The organism is Erwinia sp. 2186, from assembly GCF_057812255.1.
In genome coordinates, this window is the sequence record NZ_CM173824.1 from 226,763 (window position 1) to 252,069 (window position 25,307).

A 25,307-nucleotide genomic window follows, 5' to 3' on the forward strand; every position below is an offset into this window, starting at 1 on the left:
CGACCAAAATTGTGCGAGTAGTCAGGTCAAACAGGTCAAACAGGTCAAACAGGTCAAATAGGTCAAACAGGTCAACTTTGTGGCTTGTGCTGACCTGTTTGCGGGGGATCTATGCGCAAGATGAATCTGATCACCAATGATGGCAACATCATCAAACACTGCGCCCGTTATATCGCTATCACCGCCTGTGGTTAACGCCGGTACTTCACCATCCGGCTGCGATTAAGCACCAGCGTCAGGCCGTCGCCATCGACCTGCACGGCAAAGCGCTTCTGCCACAGACCATCCTGCGCGGTGGCCAGCAGGCGGCCTTTGCCGAGCGGCACCAGCGTGGCGTGAATGGCCGCCGGGCCGATGCCCATCACCATCTTGTCACCGTTGATGACCAGTTCACTGCGCACGGCCGGAATGTGCCAGCGTCCCTGCACCGCCGACAGGGTGCTGCTGTCTGCTTCCACCGGCACAAACTGACGCGCGGCGAGACCAATCTCACCGCTGATGGTGATGCCCTGCTGGCGCAAACGGACCGGGAAGGTGCTGGACAGCGACACTGCTTCACCCGGCACGTCGCTGTGATAGAGATTCTCGGCATTGCCCAGCCAGTTGATGCTGTCGGCATTCACTTCCAGCCAGTCACTGCCTTCCTCCGCCACATACAGACCGGGCGTCAGGCTGTGACCCCGTTGTGGCAGTGATTCCCCTTGCAGCGCCGCCATGATCGCCAGCGCCGAATCGAAGCTGGCGACATCTTCGCGGTTGGCGACCAATGCCAGACCCACTTTTTGCTGCGGATCGAGCAGGAAATAGCTTTTATAACCGGCATGCGAACCGCCATGACCGAGCAGTTTCACCTTGCCTGCCGACGAGTGGGCGATCCCCAGACCGTAGCCGGTCACCCGGCCATCAGCCAGCTGACGCGGGGCAGCCAGCCTGTTCAGCGTCTGCTCCTCACGCAACAGGTGCTGAAGCCAGCGGCTAAGGTCGGTCACGCTGCCGGTAATACAGCCGGACGCCGAAAGGTGCAGTCCGGCGCTGGCGAGCAGCCATTGCTGGTTGTGCTGCCAGTAACCTGGCACCAGGCCCGGCACGACATCGAACCAGGTTTCCGGTGCGCTAAACTGGATGCCCAGCGGCCGGTTAATCTGCCCGGCGATAAGCTCAGAGAACAGCACGCCTTTGGCCTTCAGCGCTTCCTCCACCAGGCGATAACCGGTATTGGAATAGGACACTTCGCTGCCCGGCGGATAACTCAGGTCACCCATCTCGGCCAGCAAAGCCAGTAAGGCCGCGGCGCTGGTGGCGTTGTAAACCGACAGGCCCAGCAGCGAGAGGGTTTCGCGCACGTCCGGCAGGCCGGAGGTCATATCCAGCGCGCGACCGACGGTCACCTGTCCATTTTCCCCGGTCAGCTGCGGCAGATGCTGCACCAGCTGGTCGTCCAGACCCAGATGCTGGCTGGCGGCGCCGGTCACTAACGACGCGAAAATATGCTTGGTCACCGAGGCATAGCGCACCACGGTATCACCATCGAACGCGCGGCCCTGCGCCAGATCCGCCAGGCCACCGGCGCTGATGCTGTGCATTTTCTCACTGTCGAACAGCGCGATAGCACCGCCCGGTGCGCCGGGTTGTCCCCAGCCGGCGGTAATCTCATCCGCAACCTGTTTCGCCTGCTGCCAGTTAAGGGTCATGCCGGTTCCTCCAGCGTCATACTTAAATCAAACAGTTGCAGGGTATGCGGGTGTTGAATGCGTCGCGCGCGCAGGTCGTCGGCGCTTAACATCTCAACCATTTCACCCTGTTGCATCACCCCAATATGCGCACACAGGTGGGTCACCACCGCCAGATTGTGCGTCACCATAATGTAGGTGAGTTTGCGTTCTTCCCGCAAATCACTGAGCAGATTCAGAATTTCCGCCTGCACCGACACGTCCAGTGCCGAGGTCGGTTCATCCAGCAGCAGCACTTCCGGCTCGGCTATCAGGGCACGGGCAATCGCCACGCGCTGGCGTTGACCACCAGACAGCTGATGCGGAAAACGGAAGCGCACGCTGGCTGGCAGGCCAACGTCTGACAATACCTGAGCGATACGTTGCTCAGCGCGATCGATCCGGTGGATCAGCAGCGGCTCATGCAGAATGCGATCGATTGTCTGGCGCGGATGCAGCGATCCGTACGGATCCTGAAATACCATCTGCACCTGGCGGAAAAAGTTGCGTCCACGGTTGGCAGACAGCGCCATGCCGCCGAAGGTCATTTCGCCGCGCCAGTCATTGTTCAGCCCGGCCAGCGCGCGCAGGATGGTCGATTTGCCTGAGCCGCTTTCACCGACGATACCGAAGCTGGCACCGTTGGCGACGTTGAATGACACGCCCTTTACGACGTCAAGCGAACCAAAAGCAATGCGTAAGTCTTTAATTTCAATCATGGTTACTCCTCCCGCCACGCGGCTTCACGCTGCATCACGGGCAGACGGGCGCGTGGATGGCGCAGCGAAGGCAGGCACGCCAGCAGACCTTTGGTGTAGGGATGCTGGGCCTGCTGCAAATCGCCCGCCGCCAGCATCTCGACAATGCGTCCGCTGTACATCACCGCCACGCGATCGCAAAAATGCGAAACCAGCGGCAGATCGTGACTGATCAGGATCAATCCCATGCCGCGCTGCGAAACCAGATCGTCAATCAGCCGTAAGATCTCCGCCTGCACGGTGGCATCCAGCGCGCTGGTCGGTTCATCGGCGATCAGCAGTTCAGGATCCGGTGCCAGCATCATCGCAATCATCACCCGCTGGCCCATGCCGCCCGAAACCTCATGCGGATAGCGTTTCGCCACTAATTCCGGGTCGCGGATTTTCACCTGCGAAAGCAGATCGACGGCGGCCTTCAGCGCGTCGCGCTTGCTGCCGCCTTTATGCTCACGCCAGGCCTCGGCAATCTGCTGACCAATGGTCATTACCGGATTCAGCGAGTATTTCGGGTCCTGCAAAATAAAGCCCACGCGTTTGCCGCGCACCTGACGCATGACTTTTTCACTGGCGCCACGCAGATCGATACCGTCGAAGCTCAGCTTATCCGCCGTGACCTTCGCGTTGCCGGGCAGCAGCTGCATCAGGCAACGCGCGGTCAGCGACTTGCCTGAGCCACTCTCACCGACGATGGCAAACTTCTCTTTGCCGACGCTGAATGAGACGCCGCGCACCGCTTCAAAGGTCTCCGTGCCGCTGGTGAAGCCAATTCGTAAGTTTTCAATTTCAACCAGCATTTACTGCTCCTTAGGATCCAGCACGTCGCGCAGGCCATCGCCGAGGAAGTTGAAGGCCAGCGAGGTTAAAAAGATGGCGATGCAGGGCATCAGCGGCACCCACCATTCGCTGAACAGGAAGCGGCGCGCGGTGGCGATCATCGTTCCCCATTCAGGCGACGGCGGCTGCGCGCCCATGCCGAGAAAGCCAAGGCTGGCCGCGGTGATAATGATTGAGCTCATATCCAGCGTCACCCGCACAATCAGGCTGGGCACGCACAGCGGCATGATATGGCGCAACACGATGCGCAGCGGCGACGCGCCGCTAATCCGGCTGGCAGCGATAAAATCACTGTGACGGAACTGCAGCGTTTCGGCGCGGGCAAGGCGTGCGTAAGGCGGCCAGGCGGTGAGGGCAATCGCCAGAATGGCGCTCTCGACGCCAGGCGTTAAGGCAGCGACAAACGCCAGCGCCAGAATCAGCCGGGGAAAGGCCAGAAAGATATCGGTGATGCGCATCAGCGTTTTATCCAGCAGGCCACCGGCATAACCGGCGATACAGCCGATAAACAGGCCGATGGGCGCGGTGATCAACACCACCGCAATCACCATGCCTAAGGTGGTTCTGCCGCCAAACAGGATGCGGGTGAAAATGTCGCGTCCCAGCTCATCGGTACCCAGCCAGTGCAGCGTGGAAGGGCGGGCCAGACGGTTGGCCAGATCCTGAAAACCGGGATCGTACGGCGTCAGCAGCGGTGCGGCGAGTGACAGCAGCAGCATCAGCAGCACCACCAGCAGGCCGCTCATCGCCAGCGGATGGCGCTTTAGTCCCAGCCACAGGCGATAACGTCTGCCCCACACCGCCTGACTGCGGGTGGTTGGCGTCTCGTTAAGCAGCCAGGCTCTTGATAAGTTTGTCATTTTACGCGTGGGTCCATAAGTCGGTAGAGAATATCAGCGCACAGATTCAGCAGCACATAGGCAGTGCCCACCAGCAGCGTCGCGCCGACGACCGGGTTCATATCGGCATTCATCAGCGAGGTGGTGAGGTATTGCCCCAGCCCCGGCCAGGAGAAGACGTTTTCGGTGACTACCGCGCCTTCCAGCAGCCCGGCATAGGTCAATGCCAGCACGGTCACCAGCTGAACCGCCACGGTCGGAAAGGCGTGACGCCAGATGACCCGACGTGAAGAGAGCCCTTTGGCGCGGGCGGTGATAACAAACTCGCCGCTCAGCGCGTTCAGCATAAAGGTGCGGGTCATACGGGTGATGTACGCCATGCTGAAATAGGCGAGGATCAGCACCGGCTGGGCCATATGCGCCAGCGCATCCCAGAAGGCGTCATAATCTTTCGCCAGCAGGGAATCCACCGTCAGCAGGCCGGTAACCTGCGGCACCATATCCTGATAAATGATGTCCTGACGGCCAGGGCCAGGCGCAATGCCCAACACCGCGTAGAACACCAGCAGGCTGAGGAGCGCGAGGACAAATACCGGCAGGGAGTGACCGGCCAGGCACACCACGCGGATCACCTGATCGATCCATTTCCCCTGACGCACGGCGGCCCAGACGCCCAACGGGATGCCGATAATCGCCGCGACAATAATCGCCGCCGTTGCCAGTTCCAGCGTGGCCGGGAAAAAGCGGGCGATGTCCTGGCTGACCGGGTTAGAGGTCAGAATGGAGCGACCAAAGTCGCCATGAAGGATTTGGGTCAGATAGTGCCAGAACTGAATGTACAGGGGCTGATCCAGCCCCATTTCCTGTCGAACGCGCTCAATGACGGCCTGCGGAGCGTTATCGCCTACCGCGGCCAGCACCGGATCGGTCGGCATGACCCGACCGATAAAGAACGTTAAAACCGACAGACCAAACAGCGTCAGCAGCAGGCTTCCCAGCGTGCTGGCAATACGGGTTAACCACGACATCAGGCTTTTTTCACCAACTCGTAAGGGTTGTCATTCAGCACGGTGATGTGCATGCCGGTGACGCCTTTGGTGCTGGCGTAGGTGTTCAGTTTCTGGAACATGAAAATGAACGGGCTCTTCTCGCGGTGCATGGTCTGGATCTGCTCATAGAGGGCGATACGTTTCGCCGGGTCTTTTTCGTGCAGGGCCGCTGCGGTCATTTTGTTGAAGTCTTCGTCGGACCAGCTGCAACGCCAGGCCAGTGAACGCACGCGGGCGGTGTCGCTGTTATCGGTATTGACGCTGAACGCCTCGGTGTTGGAGTTCGGATCAAAATAGTCGGCGCCCCAGGCGGTGATGGCCAGCTGATGCTGACGGGCGCGCATCTTGGTCAGGACCTGGCGGTTTTCGGCGGAAATCAGCTGAACTTTGATACCGATAGCGCCCAGCTGCGTCTGGATAGCCTGGGCAATGTCCGGGAAAGGCTGGGCGGAGTAGTGATCCAGCGTCAGCTCAAACCCGTCCGGGTAACCCGCTTCGGCCAGCAACGCTTTCGCTTTTGCCACATCCACCTTAAACGGCTGGTCGTTTAACGCCGCCGGGAAACCGGCTGGCAGCAGGCTCTGATGGACTTTGTAGGTCAGCGGAATGATATTTTTCTGGATGCTGTCGTAATCAATCGCCCACTTCAGCGCCTGCCAGACCTGCGGCTTCTGCAAATGTTCGTTTTTGGTGTTGCAGGACATCAGCATCAGGGTGCCGACCATCTGCTGCACCACGTGGAAATTCGTGTCGCCCATCAGCGGCTTAAGCTGCTCGGTGGTCAGGTCGCGGGCGATATCCACATCGCCTTTTTGCAGCATCAGCAGCTGGGCGGACGGGTCGATAATATGTTTGGCGATCACCCGTTTAATGGTGCTTGTTGACGGATGGTTGTCGTTTTTCTCCAGAATAATGCTCTCGCTGGCTTTCCACGCGCGCAGGGTGAACGGGCCGCTGCCGGCGCTGTGCTGCTTGATCCAGGCATTGCCCTGATCGTCGCCGGCCTGATTTGCCAGCGCGGTTTTCTTCTGCACGATGCTGCCCACTGGCGCGGACAGGCAGTACAGCAGGAAGGTTTCGGCGGCGGGTTCCGCCAGGTTCAGCACCAGCGTGTGGGGATCTTTCGCCACAATCATCTGGTCAACGTTGTCTTTGGTAAAGCCGAACTGGTTGATGATAAAGGCCGGGCTCTTATCCAGCTTCACCACGCGTTGCAGCGAGAAGGCGGCATCATCGGCGGTCATCGGGCTGCCGTCGGCGAATTTAACCGCCGGGTCGAGATGGAAGGTGAAGGTCTTGCTGTCGCTGCTAACGTCCCAGCTTTTCGCCAGTTCGCCCATTACTTCATTCGGCTTAGCCGGATTTGGCATCACCAGGCGTTGATAGAGGTTACCGCAGACTTCAGAGCCGATGGCTTCAAAGCTTTCGGCCGGATCCAGGCTGGTCATGTTGTCGAGCTGCATCGCCATTACCAGCATCGAAGGCGGGGTGGCGGCAAAGGCGCTGTTCAGAGAGAGGTATGAGAGAAAAGGAACCGCACTGCATCCTGCAAGAAAACGTCTTCTGGTAACCATGGTATCTCCAACATATTGAAATTTAAGAAAAATAATGAATTTTATTGTGCTTTCTGTCTTGACAGCTACCGACGATCTCGGGTAGTACTGAAAGGAGAAGCCTTTTTTTGCTGCGCGAAGCAGCCTGCGCTTTGCTGGTGCAACCTGCCTCAGCATGGCGCACCGTTAATCCCCTAACCTGAGAGCGGAATTCCCCCATGCAACAACTGCGTTCTGATGCCGTGACCGTGCCCGTCTTTGACGGCCATAACGATCTCCTGATGCGCCTGTGGCTGTCCCATCAGGACGATCCCGCTTCCGCTTTTCTCAACGGTCCGGCTGCGGGCCAGATGGACCTGCCACGAATGAAGCAGGGCGGTTTTGCAGGCGGTTTATTCGCGGCGTATGTGCCTTCGGCTGGATCCAGTGCAAGAAGCGCGCCAGCAGTCAGAAAAAACCGATCGGTGCCGGAATACAATGAGATAGAACCGACGCCATCGCGGGAAGAGGCGCTGGAAATCACCCTGTCGATGATTGCCACCTTATTGCGCATTGAGCAGCAGTCGGGCGGCGCGGCACGCATCTGCCGCACGGCGAAAGACATTCGTCAATGCATGCAGGACAGTGCAATCGCCATGGTGATGCACATCGAGGGAGCAGAAGCGCTGGATGAAGATCTGGCGTTACTGGAGGTGCTGTATGCCGCCGGTTTGCGCACGCTGGGCCCGCTGTGGAGCCGGCCAAATATTTTTGGTGACGGCGTGCCGTTCCGTTTCCCTTCATCGCCGGATATCGGCAACGGCCTGACGGACGCGGGATTAAGGCTGGTTCGCGCTTGTAATCAGAAGCGCATCATGGTGGATTTGTCGCACATGGATGAGAAGGGCTTCTGGCAAACGGCGAAAATCAGCAACGCGCCGCTGGTGGCCAGCCATTCCAACGCCCATGCGTTGTGCCCACAGTCGCGTAATCTGACCGATCGCCAGCTGGCGGCCATCCGCGAAACCCACGGCTTTGTCGGGGTGAATTTTGGCACCAGCTTTCTGCGTGGCGACGGTAAAAAAGCCGACGATGCCACGGTGCTGGAAATCGTCCGCCACGTGGATTATCTGGTTGAAAAGGTAGGTGAAGATAACGTCGGCTTTGGGTCGGATTTTGACGGCACCACGTTGCCGCCGGACATGAAAGACGTGGCGGGATTGCCGTTGCTGGTCAGGGCGTTAAGCGAGCACGGCTACGACCGGCCATTGCTGGAAAAAATTTGCTACGGCAACTGGATCCGCGTGCTGGAAGCCACCTGGGGTGAATAACCATGCGCCTGCGCCATATTGAGGTCTTCCAGGCGATTGTTGAGGCCGGCAGCATCAGTGCGGCGGCGCGGCAGCTTAACGTCTCACAGCCGAACGTCAGTCGGGTGCTGAACCATGCCGAGCAACAGCTCGGCTTTACCCTGTTTGAACGGCACAGCCAGGGAATGATCCCGACGCTGGAGGCGCAACGGTTGATCCCGGAGATCCGCGAGCTGTATGGCCGCCTGCAGGCGATCGGCGTGTTAACGGAGCAGCTGCGACGCGGCGAAGGCCAGACGGTGCGGGTGGGCGCGGCCCATGCTTTTGGCCAGATGATCCTCGCCCCGGCGATGGTGGAATATCGTCGACAAAACGGCTTCGTCAACGTCGACCTGGTGACCGAGCATTTCAGTACACTGTGCCAGAATTTGCTGGAGGATCGGCTTGATTTTGCGCTGGTGTTTGGTCAGCAGGTGCCGGGAGAACTGGTATCAGAGCCGCTGTTTCACTCGTCAATGGTGGCCCTGTTGCCGGCGGATTCAGAGCAGACCTCGGCGGTCACGCTCGAGTGGCTATGCCAGAACAATTTGCTGATGATGCAGCAGGAAGATCCGCTGGGTCATGTGCTGCACCGCGCGCTGCGGGATAAGGCGCTGCAACCGGCCAATTCGCTGTATATCAAGACCTATTCGGTGATCGCCGATATGGTGCTGGCCGGCGGTGGCGTGGGGATTGTCGACCTGTTTACCGGCCGCCGCTATGCCGACCAGCTGCGGGTGTTGCCGATCGCCCAGCCGTTACCGTTTGAGGTGATGCTGATCAGCCGCCGCGACCGGCCACAATCGCAGTCGACGCTGCAACTCAAGCAGGTGATCCGCACCAGGCTGTGGGAGCTGGCGCGCCAGTGTGAGGCGCAAATTCACGCCGAACACTGAGCCGGCATCTGACCGAACTGCGCCGCGCTGCGCAAACGATTGGCGGTTTTTGCCGCAGCCGTCAACGAATGTCCGATGGAGTTAACAGATCGGCGCTCTGCCGCTTTCTCTCTCCCGCTGCGGGTGCTTAAATCTGCTGTCGCTTAAAAAGATGCAGGAGGAGCTGTGCTGCCATCGCAAACCGTCAATGTGACCATCCCCCGTAACTGGGTAGACCTGTACGAAACCATCTGGAAACCCGAATTCTTCCCGAAGTGGGCCTCCGGCCTTAGCCAGTCATCGCTGGTCAGGGAAAGCACGCACTGGAAAGCCAACGGCCCGAACGGCGTGGTGAAACTGCGTTTTACCGAGCACAACCCCTGGGGCGTGATGGATCATTACGTCGATAGCGGTTTTGGCAAGGAAGTGTATGTGCCGATGCGCGTGGTGGGGAATGAAGCCGGGGCAACGGTGTTTATCACCGTGTTCCGACAGTCACTGATGTCTGAAGAGAAGTTTGCGCAGGATATTGAGTGGGTAAAGCGGGATTTGCAGGCGCTGCATACGCTGTTAACCACCTGACCGGCAACGCGGGGGAACCGCCGTTCTCCCCGCGCTGTCAGCAATGCTCTCAGAAATGAATCACACCTTTGATTAATTCCCGATTGTTAATCACGTCCGCTTCAAACACCTCCGCCAGATCGGCAAACGCAAAGCGTTTATTCAACATCATCTCTGCACTGATTTTGCCTGCGGCCATTAACTGCGCGACCTTCTCAAAATCTTCCTGAGTGGCATTGCGGCTGCCCATCAGCGTGGTCTCTTTCTTATGGAAATCGGTATCCGGGATCTGGATGTCGCCTTTGTGCAGACCGACAAACACGATGCTGCCGCCGTGGGCAATCAGCGAGACGCAGTTGTTCATGGCGTGCGGGTTGCCGGTGGCATCAATCACCTTGCCCGGCAGGCGGCCGGAGAACTGTGCCCGCAGCTGCTGTTCGAAATCGCCTGCGGCGGCATCCAGCGCCGGCAGCGCCAGATTTTTTTCGACATGGGAGCGGCGGAACGGGCTGGTATCGGCCACCACCACCCGCGCGCCGGCGGCATTGGCGATGGCGGCCACGCCCAGCCCGATCGGACCGGCACCGACCACCAGCACGCTTTCGTCGGGCTGAATCGCCGCACGGCGAACGGCATGAGCACTGATGGCAAAGGGTTCGATTAATGCCGCAGCTTCCGCATCGACGCCGGTGACATCCAGCAGATTACTTTCCGGCACGCTGAGGTAGTCACAAAAACCGCCGTCCTGATGGACACCAATCACCGAAATTTTCTCGCAGCAGTTGGTTTTGCCGCTTTCGCAGGCGCCACAGCTGCCGCAGGAGAGGTAAGGGATCACCGAGACTTTCTGACCGACGCGGAAGCGGTGTGCGCCGGCACCCAGCGCCACAACCTCACCGCACAGCTCGTGGCCGAGTACGCGGGGATAACTGAAGAAGGGCTGATTACCTGCCCAGGCATGGATATCGGTGCCGCAGATGCCGGCAGTCACAATCTTCAGCAGGGCTTCACCCGGCGCGGCATGGGGTTTCGCGCGCTGCTGGTAGGACATCTCTTTCGGCTGCTGGATCACCAGCGTGGTCATCATGGTCATGGGTTTTTCTCCGTTGTCTGGCCTGAGTTATGGAATAAAACCGGGCCGCCGCGCAGGGTGCACAACCGGATTTGTGACTGAACGCGCCTTTATCGGGCCTGAATTGGTTTTTAATGGATAAAAATCAGGAGAAGCCATGAGCCGCACGCAAAACCTTCGCCACAACGTGGTCAATCAGATGCTGGAAGGCATCGCCAGCCAGCATATCCGCTCGCCGTTGCCACCGCAGGCAGCATTGGCGGAGATGTTTAACGTCAGCCGCACCACGGTTCGCCATACGCTGGCGCATCTGCATGAACGTGGCGTGCTGGATAAGGTGGAAGACCAGTATCTGATCGTGCGTCAGCCCAGCCAGGACGACGGCTTTGATGCGGTCAGCACCTCGCTGGATGAACAGGCCCGCCAGTTCGAGCAGGCGTTTTTCCAGATGATCAACCAGAAGACCTTGTCAGCCGGCGAAAGCTTTACCGAACTGCAGCTGGCGCAGCAGGTGGGGGTCAGTCCGGTGGTGGTGAGGGAGTTTTTGCTGCGCTTCAGCCGCTATAACCTGATTGAAAGCACCCGTCGCGGCCACTGGCTGATGAAGAAGTTCGACCGGCGTTATGCGGAAAAACTGTTTGAGCTGCGGGAAATGCTGGAGACGCACGCCCTGAACCGTTTTCTCAATCTTCCTGCCGATGATGAGCGCTGGATAAAAGCGCGTGACCTGCTCAGCCGCCACCGGGAGATGCGCGACACCATCGCCAGCAGTTACCGGATGTTTGCCCAGCTGGATCGCGAAATGCATCAGCTGATCCTCTCCGCGGCGGATAACCCGTTTATTGATCAGTCGCTGGAGATCATTTCGGTGATTTTCCATTCGCATTATCAGTGGGATGAAAGCGATTTAAAGCAGCGCAATATCGTCGCGCTGGAGGAGCATATGGCGATCCTCACCGCGATAATCAGCCGCAATGACGTTGAGGCCAGCTGTGAATTACACCGCCATCTGACCACCGCGAAACAGTCGATGATCCGCTCGATCAAGCAGTACAGCGACTGACGAAGCCGGGTGTGTTGATGCCTGTACGGCGTTATGCACACCTCCGTGCGGGCGGATAAAGTGACTGGGATCTCGCTTTGCGCCGGGGCTTAGGTATAAAAAACCAATAAAAAACGGCAAAGCCCAATCTGTAGCACGGAACCGCAACATGATTACCCCAAGTAATTAACAGGGCATTTACTCTGAGCAGGACATCTTCACCGCCGAGCGCGGATTACAAGAACACCTGACACTGGGGAATGCTTTATGGAAAACAGCCCGATTGTGACTGGCAGCGGCCATCAACTTGGCTCTGACAAAGAGACGGTAGAAATCGTCCCGGCGCACGGCAAACTGGTACGTTCAGCGCGCATCAAACGCGTGCAAACCACCGCGATGATCCTGCTGTTCCTCGCCGCCGTGATCAACTACCTCGACCGCAGTTCGCTTTCGGTGGCTAACATGACCATCCGCGGCGATATGGGGCTGAGCGCCACCGAAATCGGCATGCTGTTGTCGGCCTTCTCACTGGCGTATGGTATCGCTCAGCTGCCTTGCGGCACGCTGCTGGACCGTAAAGGCCCGCGCATTATGCTGGGGATCGGCATGTTCGTCTGGTCCTGCTTCCAGGCCCTGTCCGGGCTGGTGCAGAGCTTCACCCAGTTTATTCTGGTGCGTATTGGCCTGGGGATTGGCGAAGCGCCGATGAACCCGTGCGGCGTCAAGGTGATCAACGACTGGTTCAATATCAAAGAGCGCGGGATGCCGATGGGCTTCTTTAACGCCGCCTCGATGATTGGCCTGGCGATCAGTCCACCGATTCTGGCGGCGATGATGCTGACCATGGGCTGGCGCGGCATGTTCGTTACGATCGGACTGCTGGGCATCTTCCTCTCTGCCGGCTGGTACATGCTGTACCGCAACCGCGATAACAAAACGCTGACCAAAGAAGAAGTGAACTATCTGGAAGCCGGCAGCGTCGTCGCACGCAAAGAGCCGATGAGCATGAAAGAGTGGCGCGGCCTGTTCAAGAACCGCACCATGTGGGGCATGATGATTGGCTTCAGCGGCATCAACTACACCGCGTGGCTGTATCTGGCCTGGCTGCCAGGCTACCTGCAAACCACCTATCATCTGGATTTGAAAGCGACCGGCTGGCTGACGGCGATCCCGTTCCTGTTCGGTGCGGCGGGGATGTTACTGAATGGCTATGTGGTTGATGCGCTGGTGCGCCGCGGCATGCAGCCGGTCAAAACCCGTAAAATCTGTATCGTTGCCGGTATGCTGTTCTCCGCGGCCTTTACTGCCGTGGTGGTGCAGGCAACCACCACTTACGCGGCGGTGGTGCTGATCGGTATGGCGCTGTTCTGCATCCACTTTGCCGGCACCTCTTGCTGGGGCCTGATCCACGTGAACGTCACCTCGCGTATGACGGCGTCAGTCGGCAGCATCCAGAACTTCGCGAGCTTTATCTTCGCCTCGTTCGCCCCGGTCTTAACCGGCTTTATCCTCGATAAAACCGGCTCGTTTAATATGGCGTTAATGGTCTGTGCCTGCGTCACCGTACTCGGCGCGCTCTCTTACCTGTTTATCGTCCGTGACCCGATTGTCGATGCCGTTGACTAACGACTGAGTCAGTAAATAAAGGCAGCGCTTTAAAGGCGCTGCCTTTTTTATTTCCAGGCAGGATGATTATTTGTGGGGAAATGCAGATAGTTGCTACCTGATTTCAAGCCGCTTGCACAAAATTTAGATCCAGTTTTAAGTTTAAATAAGTGCTACGCAAGGAAGGTGATATTGTGCGCTACACTGCGCGCGGGCGTATATCCTGACAGGGTAAAAGCCGCTTTTTACCTGCGGCTTTGGTGGTATAAAGGTGTACATAGTCAACCAAAAAAAGGGTTATTTATCTTGTCATGGCCTATCCGAAAAACGTTAAGGTTAGCCTGACTGATGCGGAAAAAGTCCAGCTGAAAAAGTTAACTAAATTATTGAAAAGTGAGGTGTGATATGAACATTTTTGATGATCTTAAAGCGTCTTTAGAAGAGGCTGTGGATATCAGGAATGGCGATAAAGCGCCTGGCAATGTTACCCGCTTTGAGATTGCCGATGTCAGGGCGATCCGGGAGCAGCTTAACGTTTCGCAAAGTGAAATGGCCAGGGCTCTGGGTACCAGCGTTGATACAATTAAAAGCTGGGAAAGTAAAAGGCGTAATCCCACCGGTCTGGCGGCTAAAGTGTTGGCCGCTATTCATGCCAATCCCGCATTTTTTCGGGAACTGGCCTCGCAGTAATTAATATAGGCACCCCAGCCTTTTTTTATACTTTTTTTACACCCCGCCCCTGCATTTTTACATCAACTTTGCACCCCGCTCGCAACAATAGAGGCCTTCGAAAGCGCCTCTGGAGGTGTGTTGTGAGCATGGCCTTAATTACCGGCATTGTGCTGGTGTTCCTGTTGTTGGGCTATCTGGTATATGCCCTGATTAATGCGGAGGCGTTCTGATGGCCGCCAGCGCATTTTTACTGATCGCCAGCTATCTGCTGCTGTTGATGATCCTCGCCCGTCCGCTGGGTAGCGGTCTTGCTCGCCTGATTGACGATCGTCCGCTGGCCGGCGTTGCCGGCTTCGAACGCCTGCTCTGGCGTGCCAGCGGCGTAGCGTCTGAATCCATGAGCTGGCGCAGCTACTTGCTCGCTATTCTGCTGTTTAACCTCGGCGGCCTGATCCTGCTGACAGTGATGCTGATGACCCAGGCCAGCCTGCCGCTTAACCCGCAGCACCTGCCGAATCTGAGTTGGCATCTGGCGCTGAATACCGCCGTCAGCTTTGTCACCAACACCAACTGGCAGGCTTATGCCGGCGAAAGCACGCTCAGCTACTTTAGCCAGATGGTGGGCCTGACCGTGCAGAACTTCCTCTCGGCAGCGACCGGGATTGCGGTGGCCTTCGCGCTGATCCGCGGCTTTGCTAACCGCTCACTGGGCACGCTGGGCAACGCCTGGCGGGATATGACCCGCATCACGCTGTATGTGTTGCTGCCGCTTTCCCTGCTGATTGCGCTGTTCTTTGTCAGCCAGGGCACGCTGCAAAACGTTAACGGCTATCTGGATCTCACCACGCTGGAAGGGGTGAAACAGACGCTGCCGATGGGTCCGGTCGCCTCGCAGGAAGCGATCAAAATGCTTGGCACCAACGGCGGCGGTTTCTTTAACGCTAACTCGGCGCATCCGTTTGAAAACCCGACCGCGTTAAGCAACGTCGTGCAGATGCTGGCGATATTCCTGATCCCGGCCGCTTTATGCTTTGCCTTTGGCGATGTGGTGAAAGACCGCCGTCAGGGCCATGCGCTGCTGTGGGCGATGTCGCTGATGTTTATCGGCGCGGTGGTGGTGGTGATGTGGGCCGAACTGAAAGGCAATCCGCACTTCCTCAGCCTGGGTGCCGACAGCGCCATCAATATGGAAGGCAAAGAAACCCGCTTTGGCATTCTCAACTCCAGCCTGTTCGCGGTGATCACTACCGCCGCCTCGTGCGGCGCGGTCAACGCGATGCATGACTCCTTTACCGCGCTCGGCGGCATGGTGCCGATGTGGCTGATGCAGATTGGCGAAGTGGTGTTTGGCGGCGTCGGTGCCGGGCTGTACGGCATGCTGCTGTTTGTCCTGCTGGCGGTGTTTATCGCCGGCCTGATGATCGGTCGCACCCCGGAGTACCTCGGCAAAAAAATCGACGTCTGGGAAATGAAAATGACCGCGCTGGCGATCCTGATCACGCCGACGCTGGTTCTGCTCGGCACCGCGCTGGCGATGATGACCGACGCCGGACGCAGCGGCATGGCCAACCCCGGCATCCACGGCTTCAGCGAAGTGCTGTATGCGGTGTCGTCGGCCGCGAACAACAACGGCAGTGCCTTTGCCGGCCTGAGCGCCAATACCCCGTTCTGGAACCTGTTGCTGGCGTTCTGCATGCTGGTTGGCCGCTTTGGCATCATCATTCCGGTGATGGCGATTGCCGGATCGCTGGCGATGAAAAAAGTGCAGCCGGTGGGCAACGGCACGCTGCCGACCCACGGGGTGATGTTTATCGCTCTGCTGATTGGCACGGTGCTGCTGGTAGGCGCACTGACGTTTATCCCTGCTCTGGCTCTGGGGCCAGTGGCGGAACACCTGATCATGTTTGCACATTAATCGCCGGAGAGAAGGATCATGAGTCGTAATCAACAGGCGCTGTTTGACGGTGCGCTGATAAGGGTTGCCCTGGGCGATGCCCTGAAAAAAATGAGCCCGCGCGTGCAGTTCCGCAACCCGGTGATGTTTGTTGTCTGGCTGGGCAGCGTGCTCACCACGCTGCTGGCGCTGGCCATGCTGGCAGGCAAAACGCCGGGCAGCGCCGGCTTTACCGGGGCGATTTCGCTGTGGCTGTGGTTCACCGTGCTGTTCGCAAACTTTGCCGAAGCGCTGGCCGAAGGGCGCAGTAAAGCGCAGGCCAACAGCCTGAAAGGCATCCAGAAAACCAGCTATGCCAAAAAAATGGCGGCGGCAAAATACGGGTCGGCACATCAGCAGGTCGCGGCAGATTCGCTGCGCAAAGGCGATGTGGTGCTGGTGGAAGCCGGTGACATCATTCCCTGCGATGGCGAAGTGCTGGAAGGCGGCGCATCCGTCGATGAGAGCGCGATCACCGGCGAATCTGCACCGGTGATCCGCGAATCGGGCGGCGACTTTGCGTCGGTCACCGGCGGGACGCGCATCCTCTCGGACTGGCTGGTGATCCAGTGCAGCGTTAACCCTGGCGAAACCTTCCTCGACCGGATGATCGCCATGGTGGAAGGTGCAACAAGGCGCAAAACGCCGAACGAAATTGCGCTGACCATCCTGCTGGTGGCGCTGACCATCGTCTTTCTGCTGGCGACGGCCACGCTCTATCCGTTCACGGTCTGGGGCGGGAATCCGGTCAGTATCACCGTGCTGGTGGCGCTACTGGTCTGCCTGATACCGACCACCATTGGCGGCCTGCTGTCCGCGATTGGCGTGGCGGGGATGAGCCGGATGCTGGCCGCTAACGTCATCGCCACCAGCGGGCGTGCGGTGGAAGCCGCGGGCGATGTCGATGTGCTGATGCTGGATAAAACTGGCACCATCACCCTCGGCAACCGCCAGGCCACCCAGTTTATGCCTGCGCCGGGCGTCAGCGAAGAGCAGTTGGCCGACGCAGCACAGCTGGCGTCGCTGGCCGATGAGACGCCGGAAGGGCGCAGCATTGTGGTGCTGGCCAAGCAGAAATTTAACCTGCGCGAGCGCGATCTTAACAGCATGGGCGCGACCTTTATTCCGTTCTCGGCCCAGACGCGAATGAGCGGCGTTAACGTGCAGGATCGCATGGTGCGGAAAGGGGCAGTCGACGCCGTTCGCCGCCATATCGACAGCAATGGCGGCACCTTCCCGGCAGAAGTGAACAAGCTGGTGGAGGACGTGGCTCGCAGCGGCGGCACGCCGTTAGTGGTCTGCGATGGCGCCAAAGTAATGGGCGTGGTGGCGCTGAAAGACATTGTGAAAGGCGGCATCAAAGAGCGTTTTGCCGAGCTGCGCAAAATGGGCATCAAAACCATCATGATCACCGGCGATAACCCGCTGACGGCGGCGGCGATTGCCGCTGAAGCAGGCGTGGACGATTTTCTGTCAGAAGCGACCCCGGAAGCCAAGCTGGCGCTGATCCGTCAGTATCAGGCGGAAGGACGACTGGTGGCGATGACCGGCGATGGCACCAACGATGCCCCGGCGCTGGCGCAGGCGGACGTGGCGGTGGCGATGAACTCGGGCACCCAGGCGGCGAAAGAAGCGGGCAATATGGTGGATCTGGATTCCAACCCGACCAAATTGCTGGAAGTGGTGCATATCGGTAAGCAGATGCTGATGACGCGGGGATCGCTCACCACCTTCAGTATCGCCAATGACGTGGCCAAGTATTTCGCCATCATTCCGGCCGCGTTTGCGGTGACCTACCCGCAGCTGAATGCGCTGAACGTGATGCGCCTGCACTCGCCGGACTCCGCCATTTTGTCGGCGGTAATCTTTAACGCGCTGGTGATTGTGTTCCTGATCCCGCTGGCGTTGCGCGGGGTCAGTTACCGTCCGCTGAGTGCCGCCGCGCTGCTGCGTCGTAATCTGTGGATTTATGGTTTTGGTGGCCTGCTGGTGCCGTTTGCCGGCATCAAGCTGATCGATATGTTACTGACCCTGACCGGTTGGTTGTAAGGAGTGAACATCATGAGTCAATTACGTCCTGCGGTGATTTTGCTGCTGTTACTAACGTTAATCACCGGGCTGATTTATCCTTTACTCACCACCACGCTGGCCCAGTGGTGGTTCCCGTCGCAGGCCAACGGTTCACTGTTGATAAATGACGGGAAAACGCAGGGATCGGCGTTGATTGGGCAGAACTTCACGCAGCCAGACTATTTTTGGGGCCGTCCTTCCGCCACCGGCGATTCACCTTATAATCCGCTGGCGTCGTCGGGCAGCAACCTGGCGGGCAGCAACCCGGCGCTCGATGACGCGGTAAAACAGCGGGTGGCGGCATTGCGTAAAGCCAATCCGCAGGTCAGCGCGGCGGTACCGGTCGATTTGGTGACCGCATCGGGCAGTGGCCTGGATCCGCAGATTTCACCGGAAGCGGCCTTCTGGCAGGCACCGCGCGTGGCGGCGGCGCGTCAGCTGCCGCTGGAAGAGGTGAAAAGGCTGATTGATGATAATACCCATACGCCATTCCCCGGCTTTATTGGCGAACCTGGCGTCAACGTGGTGACGCTGAACCTGGCGCTGGATGCACTGCAATAACTGACTTTTGATTTTAACAGGGAGCGTCCATGAACGATGAACTGCACCGACCGGACCCGGATTCCCTGCTGCTGCAGGCGACGGAAAGCGGGCGCGGCAAGCTGAAAATCTACTTCGGTGCCTGTGCCGGGGTGGGGAAAACCTGGGCGATGCTGCAGGAAGCGCGTCGCCTGCGTGCGCAGGGGCTGGAGGTGCTGGTCGGCGTGGTGGAAACCCATGGGCGTGAGGAAACGGCGGCGCTGCTGGATGGCCTGACGGTTCTGCCGCGCAAGGCGACCGGACAAAACCGCCATCCGGAATTCGATCTGGATGCGGCACTGGCCCGTCATCCGGCGGTGATCCTGATGGACGAACTGGCGCACACCAATGCGCCAGGCTCCCGGCATCCTAAACGCTGGCAGGATATTGAAGAGCTGCTGGACGCCGGGATGGACGTGATGACCACCGTCAACGTTCAGCATCTGGAAAGCCTGAATGATGTGGTCGGCGGCGTGACCGGGATCCGCGTGCGGGAAACCGTGCCGGATCCCTTTTTCGATGCGGCCGACGAAGTGGTGCTGGTGGATTTGCCAGCCGACGATTTACGTCAGCGGCTGAAAGAGGGCAAGGTCTATATTGGCGACCGGGCCGAACGCGCCATTGAAAACTTCTTTCGTAAGGGCAACCTGTTTGCCCTGCGTGAACTGGCGCTGCGCCGCACCGCCGATCGGGTTGACGATCAGATGCGGGCCTGGCGGGACAGCCAGGGTCGGGAGAAAGTCTGGCATACGCGCGATGCAATCCTGCTGTGCATTGGCGATAACACCGGCAGCGAAAAACTGGTGCGTACCGCAGCCCGGCTGGCGGCGCGGCTGGATAGCGTCTGGCACGCGGTCTACGTTGAAACGCCCCGGCTGCACCGGCTTTCTGAAGCCCGACGCCGTGGCATTCTGCGCACCTTACAGCTGGCGCAGGATTTGGGGGCGGAAACCGCCACGCTCTCCGATCCTGACGATGCCAACGCGGTGCTGCGTTACGCACGTGAACATAACCTCGGCAAAATTATCCTCGGTCGCCGGCCTGCCCGCCGCTGGCGGCGCGATAGCTTTGCTGAACGGCTGGGCAAACTCGGCCCGGATCTGGATATGGTGATTGTCGCGCTGGATGAGCCGGTTTCGGCACCGGCCAGCGCGCTGGCCGATAACCGTCCGGGCGGCGACAAATGGCGAAATCCGTTGCGCGGTTGCCTGGCCAGCCTGATTTTATGTTCGCTGGTAACGCTGGCCGGACGCTGGCTGCTGCCGGGCGTCGACTCCGTGAACCTGGTGATGGTCTATCTGCTGGCGGTGGTGGTGGTGGCGCTGCGCTATGGTCGCTGGCCGTCTGTCGTTGCTACCGTGCTGAATATTGTCGCCTTTGACCTGGTGTTTGTGATGCCGACCGGCACCATCGCGGTGTCGGATGTGCAGTATCTGGTCACCTTCGGCGTGATGCTGGCGGTGGGGGTGATTGTCGGCAACCTGACGGCGGGCGTGCGCTATCAGGCCCGCGTTGCCCGTTACCGTGAACAGCGCGCGCGGCATCTTTATGAGATGGCGAAGACCCTGAGCCGCGCGCTCAGCCAACAGGACATTGCGCAGGCGTTACCGCGAAGTCTGGACACCACGTTGCAGGCCCGCAGCGAACTGCTGTTGCCGGACGAGCAGGGCGAACTGGTGGCGGTTGGCGAGTCGCGGCTGAACAACGTGCCGGATAACGCCATCGCGCGCTGGAGCTTCGATAAAGGCCAGCCCGCCGGTGCCGGCACCGACACCTTGCCGGGTGTGCCCTGGCAGATCCTGCCGCTGAAAAGCGGTAATGAGACCCTGGGCCTGCTGGTGCTGGAGCCGCTAAATCTGCGTCAGCTGATGATCCCGGAACAGCAGCGGCTGGTGGAAACCTTTACGGTGCTGATTGCCAACGCGCTGGAGCGTATTGCCCTGAGCCAGCGCGAAGCGGTTTCCCGTCTGGCTGCGGAACGCGAGCAGCTACGCAATGCGCTGCTGTCGGCGTTGTCGCACGATTTGCGCACGCCGCTGACGGTGCTGTTTGGCCAGGCGGAGATCCTGACGCTGGATCTGGCGACGGAAGGCTCAAAACACGCCATTCAGGCCAGCGAGATGCGCGAGCAAACGCTGAATACCATCCGGCTGGTCAATAATCTGCTGGATATGGCTCGCCTGCAGTCCGGCGGATTTAGCCTGCGTGCCGAGTGGATGGCGCTGGAAGAGTTGATCGGCAGCACGCTGAAGATGATGGCACCGTCGCTGGGCAACAGAAAAGTGGCGCTGGCGTTACCGCAAGAGATGCTGTTGATCCACGTTGACGGGCCGCTAATGGAGCGGGTGCTGACTAACCTGCTGGAGAACGCGCTGAAATATGCCGGTGACGATGCGCAGATAGGCATTCGCGCCGGTGTGCAGGCGCAGCGACTGGAAATTGAAGTATGGGACAGCGGGCCGGGGATTCCTGGCGGCCAGGAAACGCAGATTTTTGAGAAGTTTTCGCGTGGCAACAAAGAGTCGGCGGTGCCGGGCGTCGGGCTGGGCCTGGCCATCTGTCAGGCCATCGTCAGCATTCACGAGGGCAAAATTCGCGCCGAGAACCGGGCGGAAGGCGGTGCGCGCTTTATTATCACCCTGCCGGTCAAAGAGCCGCCGGTGATTGAAGAGTACCAGTGAGCAGGCACAAAAAAAGCCGCCCGGAGGCAGCTTCTTCTGGCACGTCCTTATGCACCATTCCTTATTTGTACAGTTCAGCGGTCATATACACGCCGTTATCTGCACGGGCACTGGTGATTTTATAAGAATCAGCGCCGGATGCTTTCGCCTGAGCTTCGATTTTGGCCTGTGCGCCGTCAAGGGTTGCACCGTGTGCAGAGATGCTCTGGGCAGCGAAGCTACCGAAAGAAACCAGTGACAGGGCGGCAATAGCGGCGACAGACAGTGTTTTGATGGTTTTCATGGTTAAAATCCTTCTTTATGGTTTGCATGTTTTGCAGGTGAAGACTGTGTGCCTTCGATGGGTGTAATAATAACCCTGGTAATTATTAGTCGATTAACAATAAGTGCGATCTTAATCACACTTTCTATGCGGGATTAGGTGGCGCGGGCGGAAGGGATGTATTAACTATATGAATATAAAGGAAATAAAAAAGCTCCCGCAGGAGCTTTGCTGTTGAGACTGCGCTGTGCCAGCGCACATTCACACCGTTTTGCAGGCTTAAGCCAGGCAGCGGGCGATAAATTCGGCCGCTGAACGTGCGCCCTGGGCGGAAATGGTGTGGCCAATGGAAGCATCAAATTGGGTGCTGACGGTAACGCCGGCTTCGCGCAGTGCGGCGGCGGCGGTTTCCGTTTCGCCATAAGGGATCACGCTGTCTGCCATACCATGGATCATCAGCACCGGCGTATTCACCGCCGGATGATACGGCGTTGGTGAGGCGAGGCGACCGGAGAAAGAGACCAGTCCGGCGACGGGCCAGCGGCCAGAAACAATCGCGTCCAGCTCCATAATCGAGCCCTGCGAAAAGCCCACCAGCACCACTTTATCCAGCTGATTTTCCATCTGATGTTCGGCCAGGATTGCGCTGAGCTGCCGGTCGAAGGCGTCGCGCGCGGCTTCCACGCGCGCCGGACGATTATCCGGCGTGATGCCGTTCAGGCTGAACCACTGATAGCCAGGCCCATGGTCAAAACGGAAAGGGGCATTGGGGCTGGCAAAGCTCACGCCCGGCAGATCGCCAGACCAGTGTGCGCCAAGACCGGCCAAATCCTCTCCGTTGCTGCCAACGCCGTGCAGTAAAATTACCAGTCCTGTTGCCATCTTAGCCTCGTTATTTCTGTTGTCGTCGGATGTTGATGTTGCTTTGACCACAAGGCTACACCGGTTTTAGCGGGATTATTATCCCGGAAAAATCGTAAAAACTCTTTCCAGTTTGGAAACAATCCAGTGAACGCTCATTATCGGTTTAACTGAGGCGGTTGCCGCTCTCCGCATCGAACAGGTGCATTTTTTCACTGTTGATGGCCAGCGCAATGGCCTGTTCTGGCTGGGCATCCACCCGACCCGCGAACTGCACATGTAAGGAAAAGCCCTGCCAGTCAATGTGCAGCAGGCTTGATTCGCCGGTCACTTCGATCAGTTTGACGGTGGCGGTTGGCTGTGCCGACGCGGGATCGGGGATGAAATCCTGCGCGCGCACACCCACCAGCACCGGTTTGTTTCCCTGACGGCTGGCGGCGTCATGCCAGCGCGCAGGCAGGGTAAACCTCAAGCCATTGCACAGCACGCCCGGTTGACCTTGCTTGATGTCCAGCTGGCCCTCAAGCAGGTTCATCGGCGGCGAGCCGATAAAGCGGGCCACAAAGGTGTTCACCGGAAAGTCATATATCTCCAGCGGTTTGCCCTGCTGGACGATAACGCCATCCCGCATCACCACTATCTGGTCTGCCAGCGTCATCGCCTCAACCTGATCGTGCGTGACATACACCATGGTGGTTTTGAATCGCTGATGCAGCGCTTTGATTTCCGCCCGCAGCTCCATGCGCAGCTGGGCATCGAGGTTGGACAGCGGCTCATCAAACAGGAAAACCTGCGGGTTGCGCACCATCGCCCGACCCATTGCCACGCGCTGGCGCTGGCCGCCAGACAGCGCACGGGGAAAGCGGTTTAACAGTTTGCTGATGCCGAGGATCTCCGCCACGCGGGCGATTTTGCTCTCCTGCTCTTCGCGTTTGACCCGCTTGACCTTCATATGGAAGCCGAGGTTTTCCGCCACCGTCAGGTGGGGATAGAGCGCGTAGCTTTGAAAAACCATCGCAATATCGCGATCCGCCGGATCCAGATCGTTGATCTGTTTGGCATCCAGCAGGATTGCCCCTTCTGACAGCGTATCCAGTCCGGCCAGCAGCCTGAGCAACGTGGATTTGCCACAGCCTGACGGGCCGACCAGCACGGTAAAGCTGCCGTCCGGAATGGTTAAATCCAGCGGGCTGAGCACCGTTTGTTTACCGTAGCGCTTGGCCACTTTCACCAGTTCAACACGAGCCATAATTCAGCGTTCTCTCCATAAAAGGGCGACGGCTAGCCTTTACTGCCGCCACTGGCCAACCCGTTAACCAGGCTTTTTTGCAGCCAGATAGCAATAAACAACGGCGGAACTGAGGCCAGAATGCCGACGGCGGCAATCAGCCCGTCATCGGTGGCGCGGCCTGCGGTAAAGCCCGCAATGGTCACGGGCAGCGTCTGGGCACTGATATTGCTGGTAAACAGCAAGGCGTAAAAGAATTCATCCCAGGCCAGCAGCCAGCCAAACAGCGCCGAGGCGCCCAGCACCGGTTTCGCCAGCGGCAGCGTGATACGCAGCAGTACCTGCCAGAAGCGCAGCCCATCCAGACGGGCCGCCTGTTCGATGTCCCTTGGCAGGGCATCAAACTGGTTTTTCAGCATCCAGGTGAGAAACGGCAGGATCAGCGAGCAGTAAACCAGCACCAGGCCAAGGTGGGTGTTCAGCAGATTGAGCTGTTGCAGCACGAAATAGAGCGGCAGTACGAAGGCCACCGGCGGCACCATATAAATCGCCAGGCTGCCAAACAACCAGCCGTCACGGCCCGGATAGCGGGAAAAGCTGAATGCCGCCGGGATCGCCAACAGCAGCGAAATCAGCGTGGCGCTGGTGGCCACCAGAATACTGTTGCCCAGCGCGTGCAGGAATAACGCCCCCGGCTGACCGGGCTCAAGTGACACCAACGCCGCGTAGCGACTGAAATCCCATTTGCGCGGTAACCACTCCAGTGGAATGCGCGCCAGATCGTTATTCGAGCTGACGCTCATCAGGAACAGCCACAGCATCGGGCCAAGGATGCTGACCGCAACCAGCAGCGCGGCCAGATAACGCAGAACCAGCCGGAGTTTACGCTTCATTGACTACGCTCCTGCGGCGTTGGCGATAGAGCATCGCCATATAAAGGGCAATCAGGATGCTGCACATCAGCGTCATCAGAATGGCGTAGGCCGCACCGCTGCCGGCACGGAGATAGCTGAACGACTCCTGATAGACGAAGAAGCTGAGGGTTTTGGTGGTGTCGACTGGCCCACCGCGCGTCATCACATAGATGATGTCGAAGATTTTAAAGGCATCGATGGTGCGCAGGATCAGCGCCACGCTGAGCGGCCCGACAATGGCCGGGAAGGTAATGGCGCGGAAGCGGCGAAAGGCGGACGCGCCATCCAGCCGGGCGGCTTCAAACAGATCCTCCGGAATCGACTGCATTGCGGCCAGCGTCATCAGGGTGACCAACGGGTAGTTTTTCCAGACGTCCGCCAGCATCACCGCATTCAGTGCGGAATCCGGTGAACCCAGCCAGCTGCGGTAGCCGTCAATAATGCCCAGCTGGGTCAGCAGGGCGTTAATGCTGCCGTAGTCAGGATTGAAATTCAGTCGCCACATCATGGCGTTAACGATGGTCGGCAGCGCCCACGGCAAAATCACCAGCACGCGCAGCACGCTTCGGCCATAAAACTTTTGATTGAGCAGCAAGGCGACCAGCACGCCAATAATGCCTTCCAGCGCCACCGACACCACGGTGAAATAGAGCGTACGCAGGATAGAGGCAAGGAAGTCGGGATCGGTGAGGGCATAGAGATAGTTCTCGATACCCACGTAATTGATTTCGCCACCGGTGCCGATCAGCGCGGCGTCGGTAAAGCTGAGCCAGATGGTTCGCAGCAGGGGCCAGGCGGTCAACAGCCCCATAACGATCAGCATGGGTGCCAGAAGCACCCATGCCTGACGCTGCTCACGTTGTGACAAACTGAGCATCGCGA

General features: G+C 58.8%; 23 protein-coding genes and 1 pseudogene. 12 read left to right on the forward strand and 12 right to left on the reverse strand.

Annotated features, from left to right (window positions below; genetic code table 11):
• Positions 1 to 191: 191 nt before the first annotated feature.
• From ACXKZG_RS01025 to ACXKZG_RS01050, 6 genes are read right to left on the reverse strand one after another with little or no spacing between them, the layout of a single operon-like run.
• Positions 192 to 1,691, reverse strand: a complete 1,500-nt coding sequence (locus ACXKZG_RS01025; protein WP_488875580.1) for a serine hydrolase domain-containing protein — start codon at positions 1,689 to 1,691, stop codon at positions 192 to 194.
• Positions 1,688 to 2,428, reverse strand: a complete 741-nt coding sequence (locus ACXKZG_RS01030) for an ABC transporter ATP-binding protein (RefSeq protein ID WP_053141361.1) — start codon at positions 2,426 to 2,428, stop codon at positions 1,688 to 1,690. The genes ACXKZG_RS01025 and ACXKZG_RS01030 overlap by 4 nt, the downstream gene beginning before the upstream one ends.
• Before the next feature lie 2 nt (positions 2,429 to 2,430).
• Positions 2,431 to 3,261, reverse strand: a complete 831-nt coding sequence (locus ACXKZG_RS01035) for an ABC transporter ATP-binding protein (protein WP_013204353.1) — start codon at positions 3,259 to 3,261, stop codon at positions 2,431 to 2,433.
• Positions 3,262 to 4,161, reverse strand: coding sequence for an ABC transporter permease (locus ACXKZG_RS01040; protein WP_013204352.1), 900 nt, complete (start codon positions 4,159 to 4,161; stop codon positions 3,262 to 3,264).
• Complete coding sequence (locus ACXKZG_RS01045; protein WP_013204351.1) at positions 4,158 to 5,168, reverse strand: ABC transporter permease; 1,011 nt, start codon at positions 5,166 to 5,168, stop codon at positions 4,158 to 4,160. The genes ACXKZG_RS01040 and ACXKZG_RS01045 overlap by 4 nt, the downstream gene beginning before the upstream one ends.
• Positions 5,168 to 6,763, reverse strand: coding sequence for an ABC transporter substrate-binding protein (locus tag ACXKZG_RS01050; RefSeq protein WP_134822984.1), 1,596 nt, complete (start codon positions 6,761 to 6,763; stop codon positions 5,168 to 5,170). The genes ACXKZG_RS01045 and ACXKZG_RS01050 overlap by 1 nt, the downstream gene beginning before the upstream one ends.
• A gap of 197 nt (positions 6,764 to 6,960) precedes the next feature.
• Here ACXKZG_RS01050 and ACXKZG_RS01055 point away from each other — a divergent pair, with 197 nt between their 5' ends.
• The 3 genes from ACXKZG_RS01055 (at position 6,961) to ACXKZG_RS01065 (ending at position 9,527) form a co-directional block, all read left to right on the forward strand.
• The gene (locus tag ACXKZG_RS01055; RefSeq protein ID WP_488875581.1) at positions 6,961 to 8,052 is read left to right on the forward strand and encodes a dipeptidase; all 1,092 of its coding nucleotides are present in this window, start codon (positions 6,961 to 6,963) and stop codon (positions 8,050 to 8,052) included.
• 2 nt (positions 8,053 to 8,054) lie between these two features.
• Positions 8,055 to 8,966 (forward strand): LysR family transcriptional regulator, encoded by a 912-nt coding sequence (locus tag ACXKZG_RS01060; RefSeq protein WP_151036329.1) that lies wholly within the window; start codon positions 8,055 to 8,057, stop codon positions 8,964 to 8,966.
• Positions 8,967 to 9,131: 165 nt separating this feature from the next.
• Positions 9,132 to 9,527: a polyketide cyclase gene (locus tag ACXKZG_RS01065; protein WP_105760420.1), complete on the forward strand. Its 396-nt coding sequence runs from the start codon at positions 9,132 to 9,134 to the stop codon at positions 9,525 to 9,527.
• A gap of 49 nt (positions 9,528 to 9,576) precedes the next feature.
• Here ACXKZG_RS01065 and ACXKZG_RS01070 read toward each other — a convergent pair whose 3' ends face one another.
• On the reverse strand, positions 9,577 to 10,599 hold the full coding sequence (locus ACXKZG_RS01070) for a zinc-binding alcohol dehydrogenase family protein (RefSeq protein WP_151036330.1): 1,023 nt from the start codon (positions 10,597 to 10,599) through the stop codon (positions 9,577 to 9,579).
• Between the two features lie 136 nt (positions 10,600 to 10,735).
• Between ACXKZG_RS01070 and ACXKZG_RS01075 the strand changes: the two genes are divergently transcribed.
• From ACXKZG_RS01075 to kdpD, 9 genes and pseudogenes are all read left to right on the forward strand, one after another.
• Positions 10,736 to 11,641 (forward strand): GntR family transcriptional regulator, encoded by a 906-nt coding sequence (locus ACXKZG_RS01075; protein WP_013204345.1) that lies wholly within the window; start codon positions 10,736 to 10,738, stop codon positions 11,639 to 11,641.
• A 375-nt stretch (positions 11,642 to 12,016) separates the two neighbouring features.
• Positions 12,017 to 13,246 carry an MFS transporter gene (locus ACXKZG_RS01080; protein ID WP_225309871.1) on the forward strand — a complete coding sequence of 410 codons (1,230 nt, stop codon included), beginning with the start codon at positions 12,017 to 12,019 and terminating at the stop codon, positions 13,244 to 13,246.
• 269 nt (positions 13,247 to 13,515) lie between these two features.
• Positions 13,516 to 13,629, forward strand: a pseudogene (locus ACXKZG_RS01085) (type II toxin-antitoxin system RelE/ParE family toxin); the annotation flags it as partial.
• Position 13,630: 1 nt separating this feature from the next.
• Entirely contained in the window at positions 13,631 to 13,915 is a 285-nt protein-coding gene (gene nadS / locus ACXKZG_RS01090; protein ID WP_013204343.1) for a NadS family protein, read from the forward strand.
• A gap of 122 nt (positions 13,916 to 14,037) precedes the next feature.
• Complete coding sequence (gene kdpF / locus ACXKZG_RS01095; RefSeq protein WP_082267203.1) at positions 14,038 to 14,127, forward strand: K(+)-transporting ATPase subunit F; 90 nt, start codon at positions 14,038 to 14,040, stop codon at positions 14,125 to 14,127.
• Complete coding sequence (gene kdpA / locus ACXKZG_RS01100; protein ID WP_488875582.1) at positions 14,127 to 15,812, forward strand: potassium-transporting ATPase subunit KdpA; 1,686 nt, start codon at positions 14,127 to 14,129, stop codon at positions 15,810 to 15,812. Before kdpF ends, kdpA begins: the two co-directional genes overlap by 1 nt.
• 18 nt (positions 15,813 to 15,830) lie before the next feature.
• Positions 15,831 to 17,879 carry a potassium-transporting ATPase subunit KdpB gene (gene kdpB / locus ACXKZG_RS01105; protein WP_013204341.1) on the forward strand — a complete coding sequence of 683 codons (2,049 nt, stop codon included), beginning with the start codon at positions 15,831 to 15,833 and terminating at the stop codon, positions 17,877 to 17,879.
• A gap of 12 nt (positions 17,880 to 17,891) precedes the next feature.
• Positions 17,892 to 18,461 (forward strand): potassium-transporting ATPase subunit KdpC, encoded by a 570-nt coding sequence (gene kdpC, locus ACXKZG_RS01110; RefSeq protein ID WP_488875583.1) that lies wholly within the window; start codon positions 17,892 to 17,894, stop codon positions 18,459 to 18,461.
• Between the two features lie 29 nt (positions 18,462 to 18,490).
• Entirely contained in the window at positions 18,491 to 21,160 is a 2,670-nt protein-coding gene (gene kdpD, locus ACXKZG_RS01115; RefSeq protein WP_346600209.1) for a two-component system sensor histidine kinase KdpD, read from the forward strand.
• Between the two features lie 61 nt (positions 21,161 to 21,221).
• Here the strand turns inward: kdpD and ACXKZG_RS01120 are convergent, their stop codons facing one another.
• From ACXKZG_RS01120 to ACXKZG_RS01140, 5 genes are all read right to left on the reverse strand, one after another.
• Positions 21,222 to 21,443 carry a YdgH/BhsA/McbA-like domain containing protein gene (locus ACXKZG_RS01120; protein ID WP_013204338.1) on the reverse strand — a complete coding sequence of 74 codons (222 nt, stop codon included), beginning with the start codon at positions 21,441 to 21,443 and terminating at the stop codon, positions 21,222 to 21,224.
• Between the two features lie 258 nt (positions 21,444 to 21,701).
• The gene (locus tag ACXKZG_RS01125) at positions 21,702 to 22,304 is read right to left on the reverse strand and encodes an alpha/beta hydrolase (protein ID WP_488875584.1); all 603 of its coding nucleotides are present in this window, start codon (positions 22,302 to 22,304) and stop codon (positions 21,702 to 21,704) included.
• Between the two features lie 145 nt (positions 22,305 to 22,449).
• Positions 22,450 to 23,532 (reverse strand): ABC transporter ATP-binding protein, encoded by a 1,083-nt coding sequence (locus ACXKZG_RS01130; RefSeq protein ID WP_488875585.1) that lies wholly within the window; start codon positions 23,530 to 23,532, stop codon positions 22,450 to 22,452.
• Between the two features lie 32 nt (positions 23,533 to 23,564).
• Positions 23,565 to 24,404 carry a carbohydrate ABC transporter permease gene (locus ACXKZG_RS01135; protein ID WP_013204335.1) on the reverse strand — a complete coding sequence of 280 codons (840 nt, stop codon included), beginning with the start codon at positions 24,402 to 24,404 and terminating at the stop codon, positions 23,565 to 23,567.
• Positions 24,394 to 25,302 (reverse strand): carbohydrate ABC transporter permease, encoded by a 909-nt coding sequence (locus ACXKZG_RS01140; protein ID WP_488875586.1) that lies wholly within the window; start codon positions 25,300 to 25,302, stop codon positions 24,394 to 24,396. Before ACXKZG_RS01140 ends, ACXKZG_RS01135 begins: the two co-directional genes overlap by 11 nt.
• Positions 25,303 to 25,307: the final 5 nt, after the last annotated feature.

Coding starts and splice junctions, on each gene's coding strand:
- ACXKZG_RS01135 (WP_013204335.1), bottom strand. CDS start 24,404: ATGAAGCGTAAACTCCGGCTGGTTCTGCGTTATCTGGCCGCGCTGCTG.
- kdpC (WP_488875583.1), top strand. CDS start 17,892: ATGAGTCAATTACGTCCTGCGGTGATTTTGCTGCTGTTACTAACGTTA.
- ACXKZG_RS01060 (WP_151036329.1), top strand. CDS start 8,055: ATGCGCCTGCGCCATATTGAGGTCTTCCAGGCGATTGTTGAGGCCGGC.
- kdpA (WP_488875582.1), top strand. CDS start 14,127: ATGGCCGCCAGCGCATTTTTACTGATCGCCAGCTATCTGCTGCTGTTG.
- nadS (WP_013204343.1), top strand. CDS start 13,631: ATGAACATTTTTGATGATCTTAAAGCGTCTTTAGAAGAGGCTGTGGAT.
- ACXKZG_RS01125 (WP_488875584.1), bottom strand. CDS start 22,304: ATGGCAACAGGACTGGTAATTTTACTGCACGGCGTTGGCAGCAACGGA.
- kdpB (WP_013204341.1), top strand. CDS start 15,831: ATGAGTCGTAATCAACAGGCGCTGTTTGACGGTGCGCTGATAAGGGTT.
- ACXKZG_RS01040 (WP_013204352.1), bottom strand. CDS start 4,161: ATGACAAACTTATCAAGAGCCTGGCTGCTTAACGAGACGCCAACCACC.
- ACXKZG_RS01080 (WP_225309871.1), top strand. CDS start 12,017: ATGATCCTGCTGTTCCTCGCCGCCGTGATCAACTACCTCGACCGCAGT.
- ACXKZG_RS01075 (WP_013204345.1), top strand. CDS start 10,736: ATGAGCCGCACGCAAAACCTTCGCCACAACGTGGTCAATCAGATGCTG.
- ACXKZG_RS01055 (WP_488875581.1), top strand. CDS start 6,961: ATGCAACAACTGCGTTCTGATGCCGTGACCGTGCCCGTCTTTGACGGC.
- ACXKZG_RS01120 (WP_013204338.1), bottom strand. CDS start 21,443: ATGAAAACCATCAAAACACTGTCTGTCGCCGCTATTGCCGCCCTGTCA.
- ACXKZG_RS01130 (WP_488875585.1), bottom strand. CDS start 23,532: ATGGCTCGTGTTGAACTGGTGAAAGTGGCCAAGCGCTACGGTAAACAA.
- ACXKZG_RS01140 (WP_488875586.1), bottom strand. CDS start 25,302: ATGCTCAGTTTGTCACAACGTGAGCAGCGTCAGGCATGGGTGCTTCTG.
- ACXKZG_RS01030 (WP_053141361.1), bottom strand. CDS start 2,428: ATGATTGAAATTAAAGACTTACGCATTGCTTTTGGTTCGCTTGACGTC.
- ACXKZG_RS01045 (WP_013204351.1), bottom strand. CDS start 5,168: ATGTCGTGGTTAACCCGTATTGCCAGCACGCTGGGAAGCCTGCTGCTG.
- kdpD (WP_346600209.1), top strand. CDS start 18,491: ATGAACGATGAACTGCACCGACCGGACCCGGATTCCCTGCTGCTGCAG.
- ACXKZG_RS01025 (WP_488875580.1), bottom strand. CDS start 1,691: ATGACCCTTAACTGGCAGCAGGCGAAACAGGTTGCGGATGAGATTACC.
- ACXKZG_RS01070 (WP_151036330.1), bottom strand. CDS start 10,599: ATGACCATGATGACCACGCTGGTGATCCAGCAGCCGAAAGAGATGTCC.
- ACXKZG_RS01035 (WP_013204353.1), bottom strand. CDS start 3,261: ATGCTGGTTGAAATTGAAAACTTACGAATTGGCTTCACCAGCGGCACG.
- ACXKZG_RS01050 (WP_134822984.1), bottom strand. CDS start 6,763: ATGGTTACCAGAAGACGTTTTCTTGCAGGATGCAGTGCGGTTCCTTTT.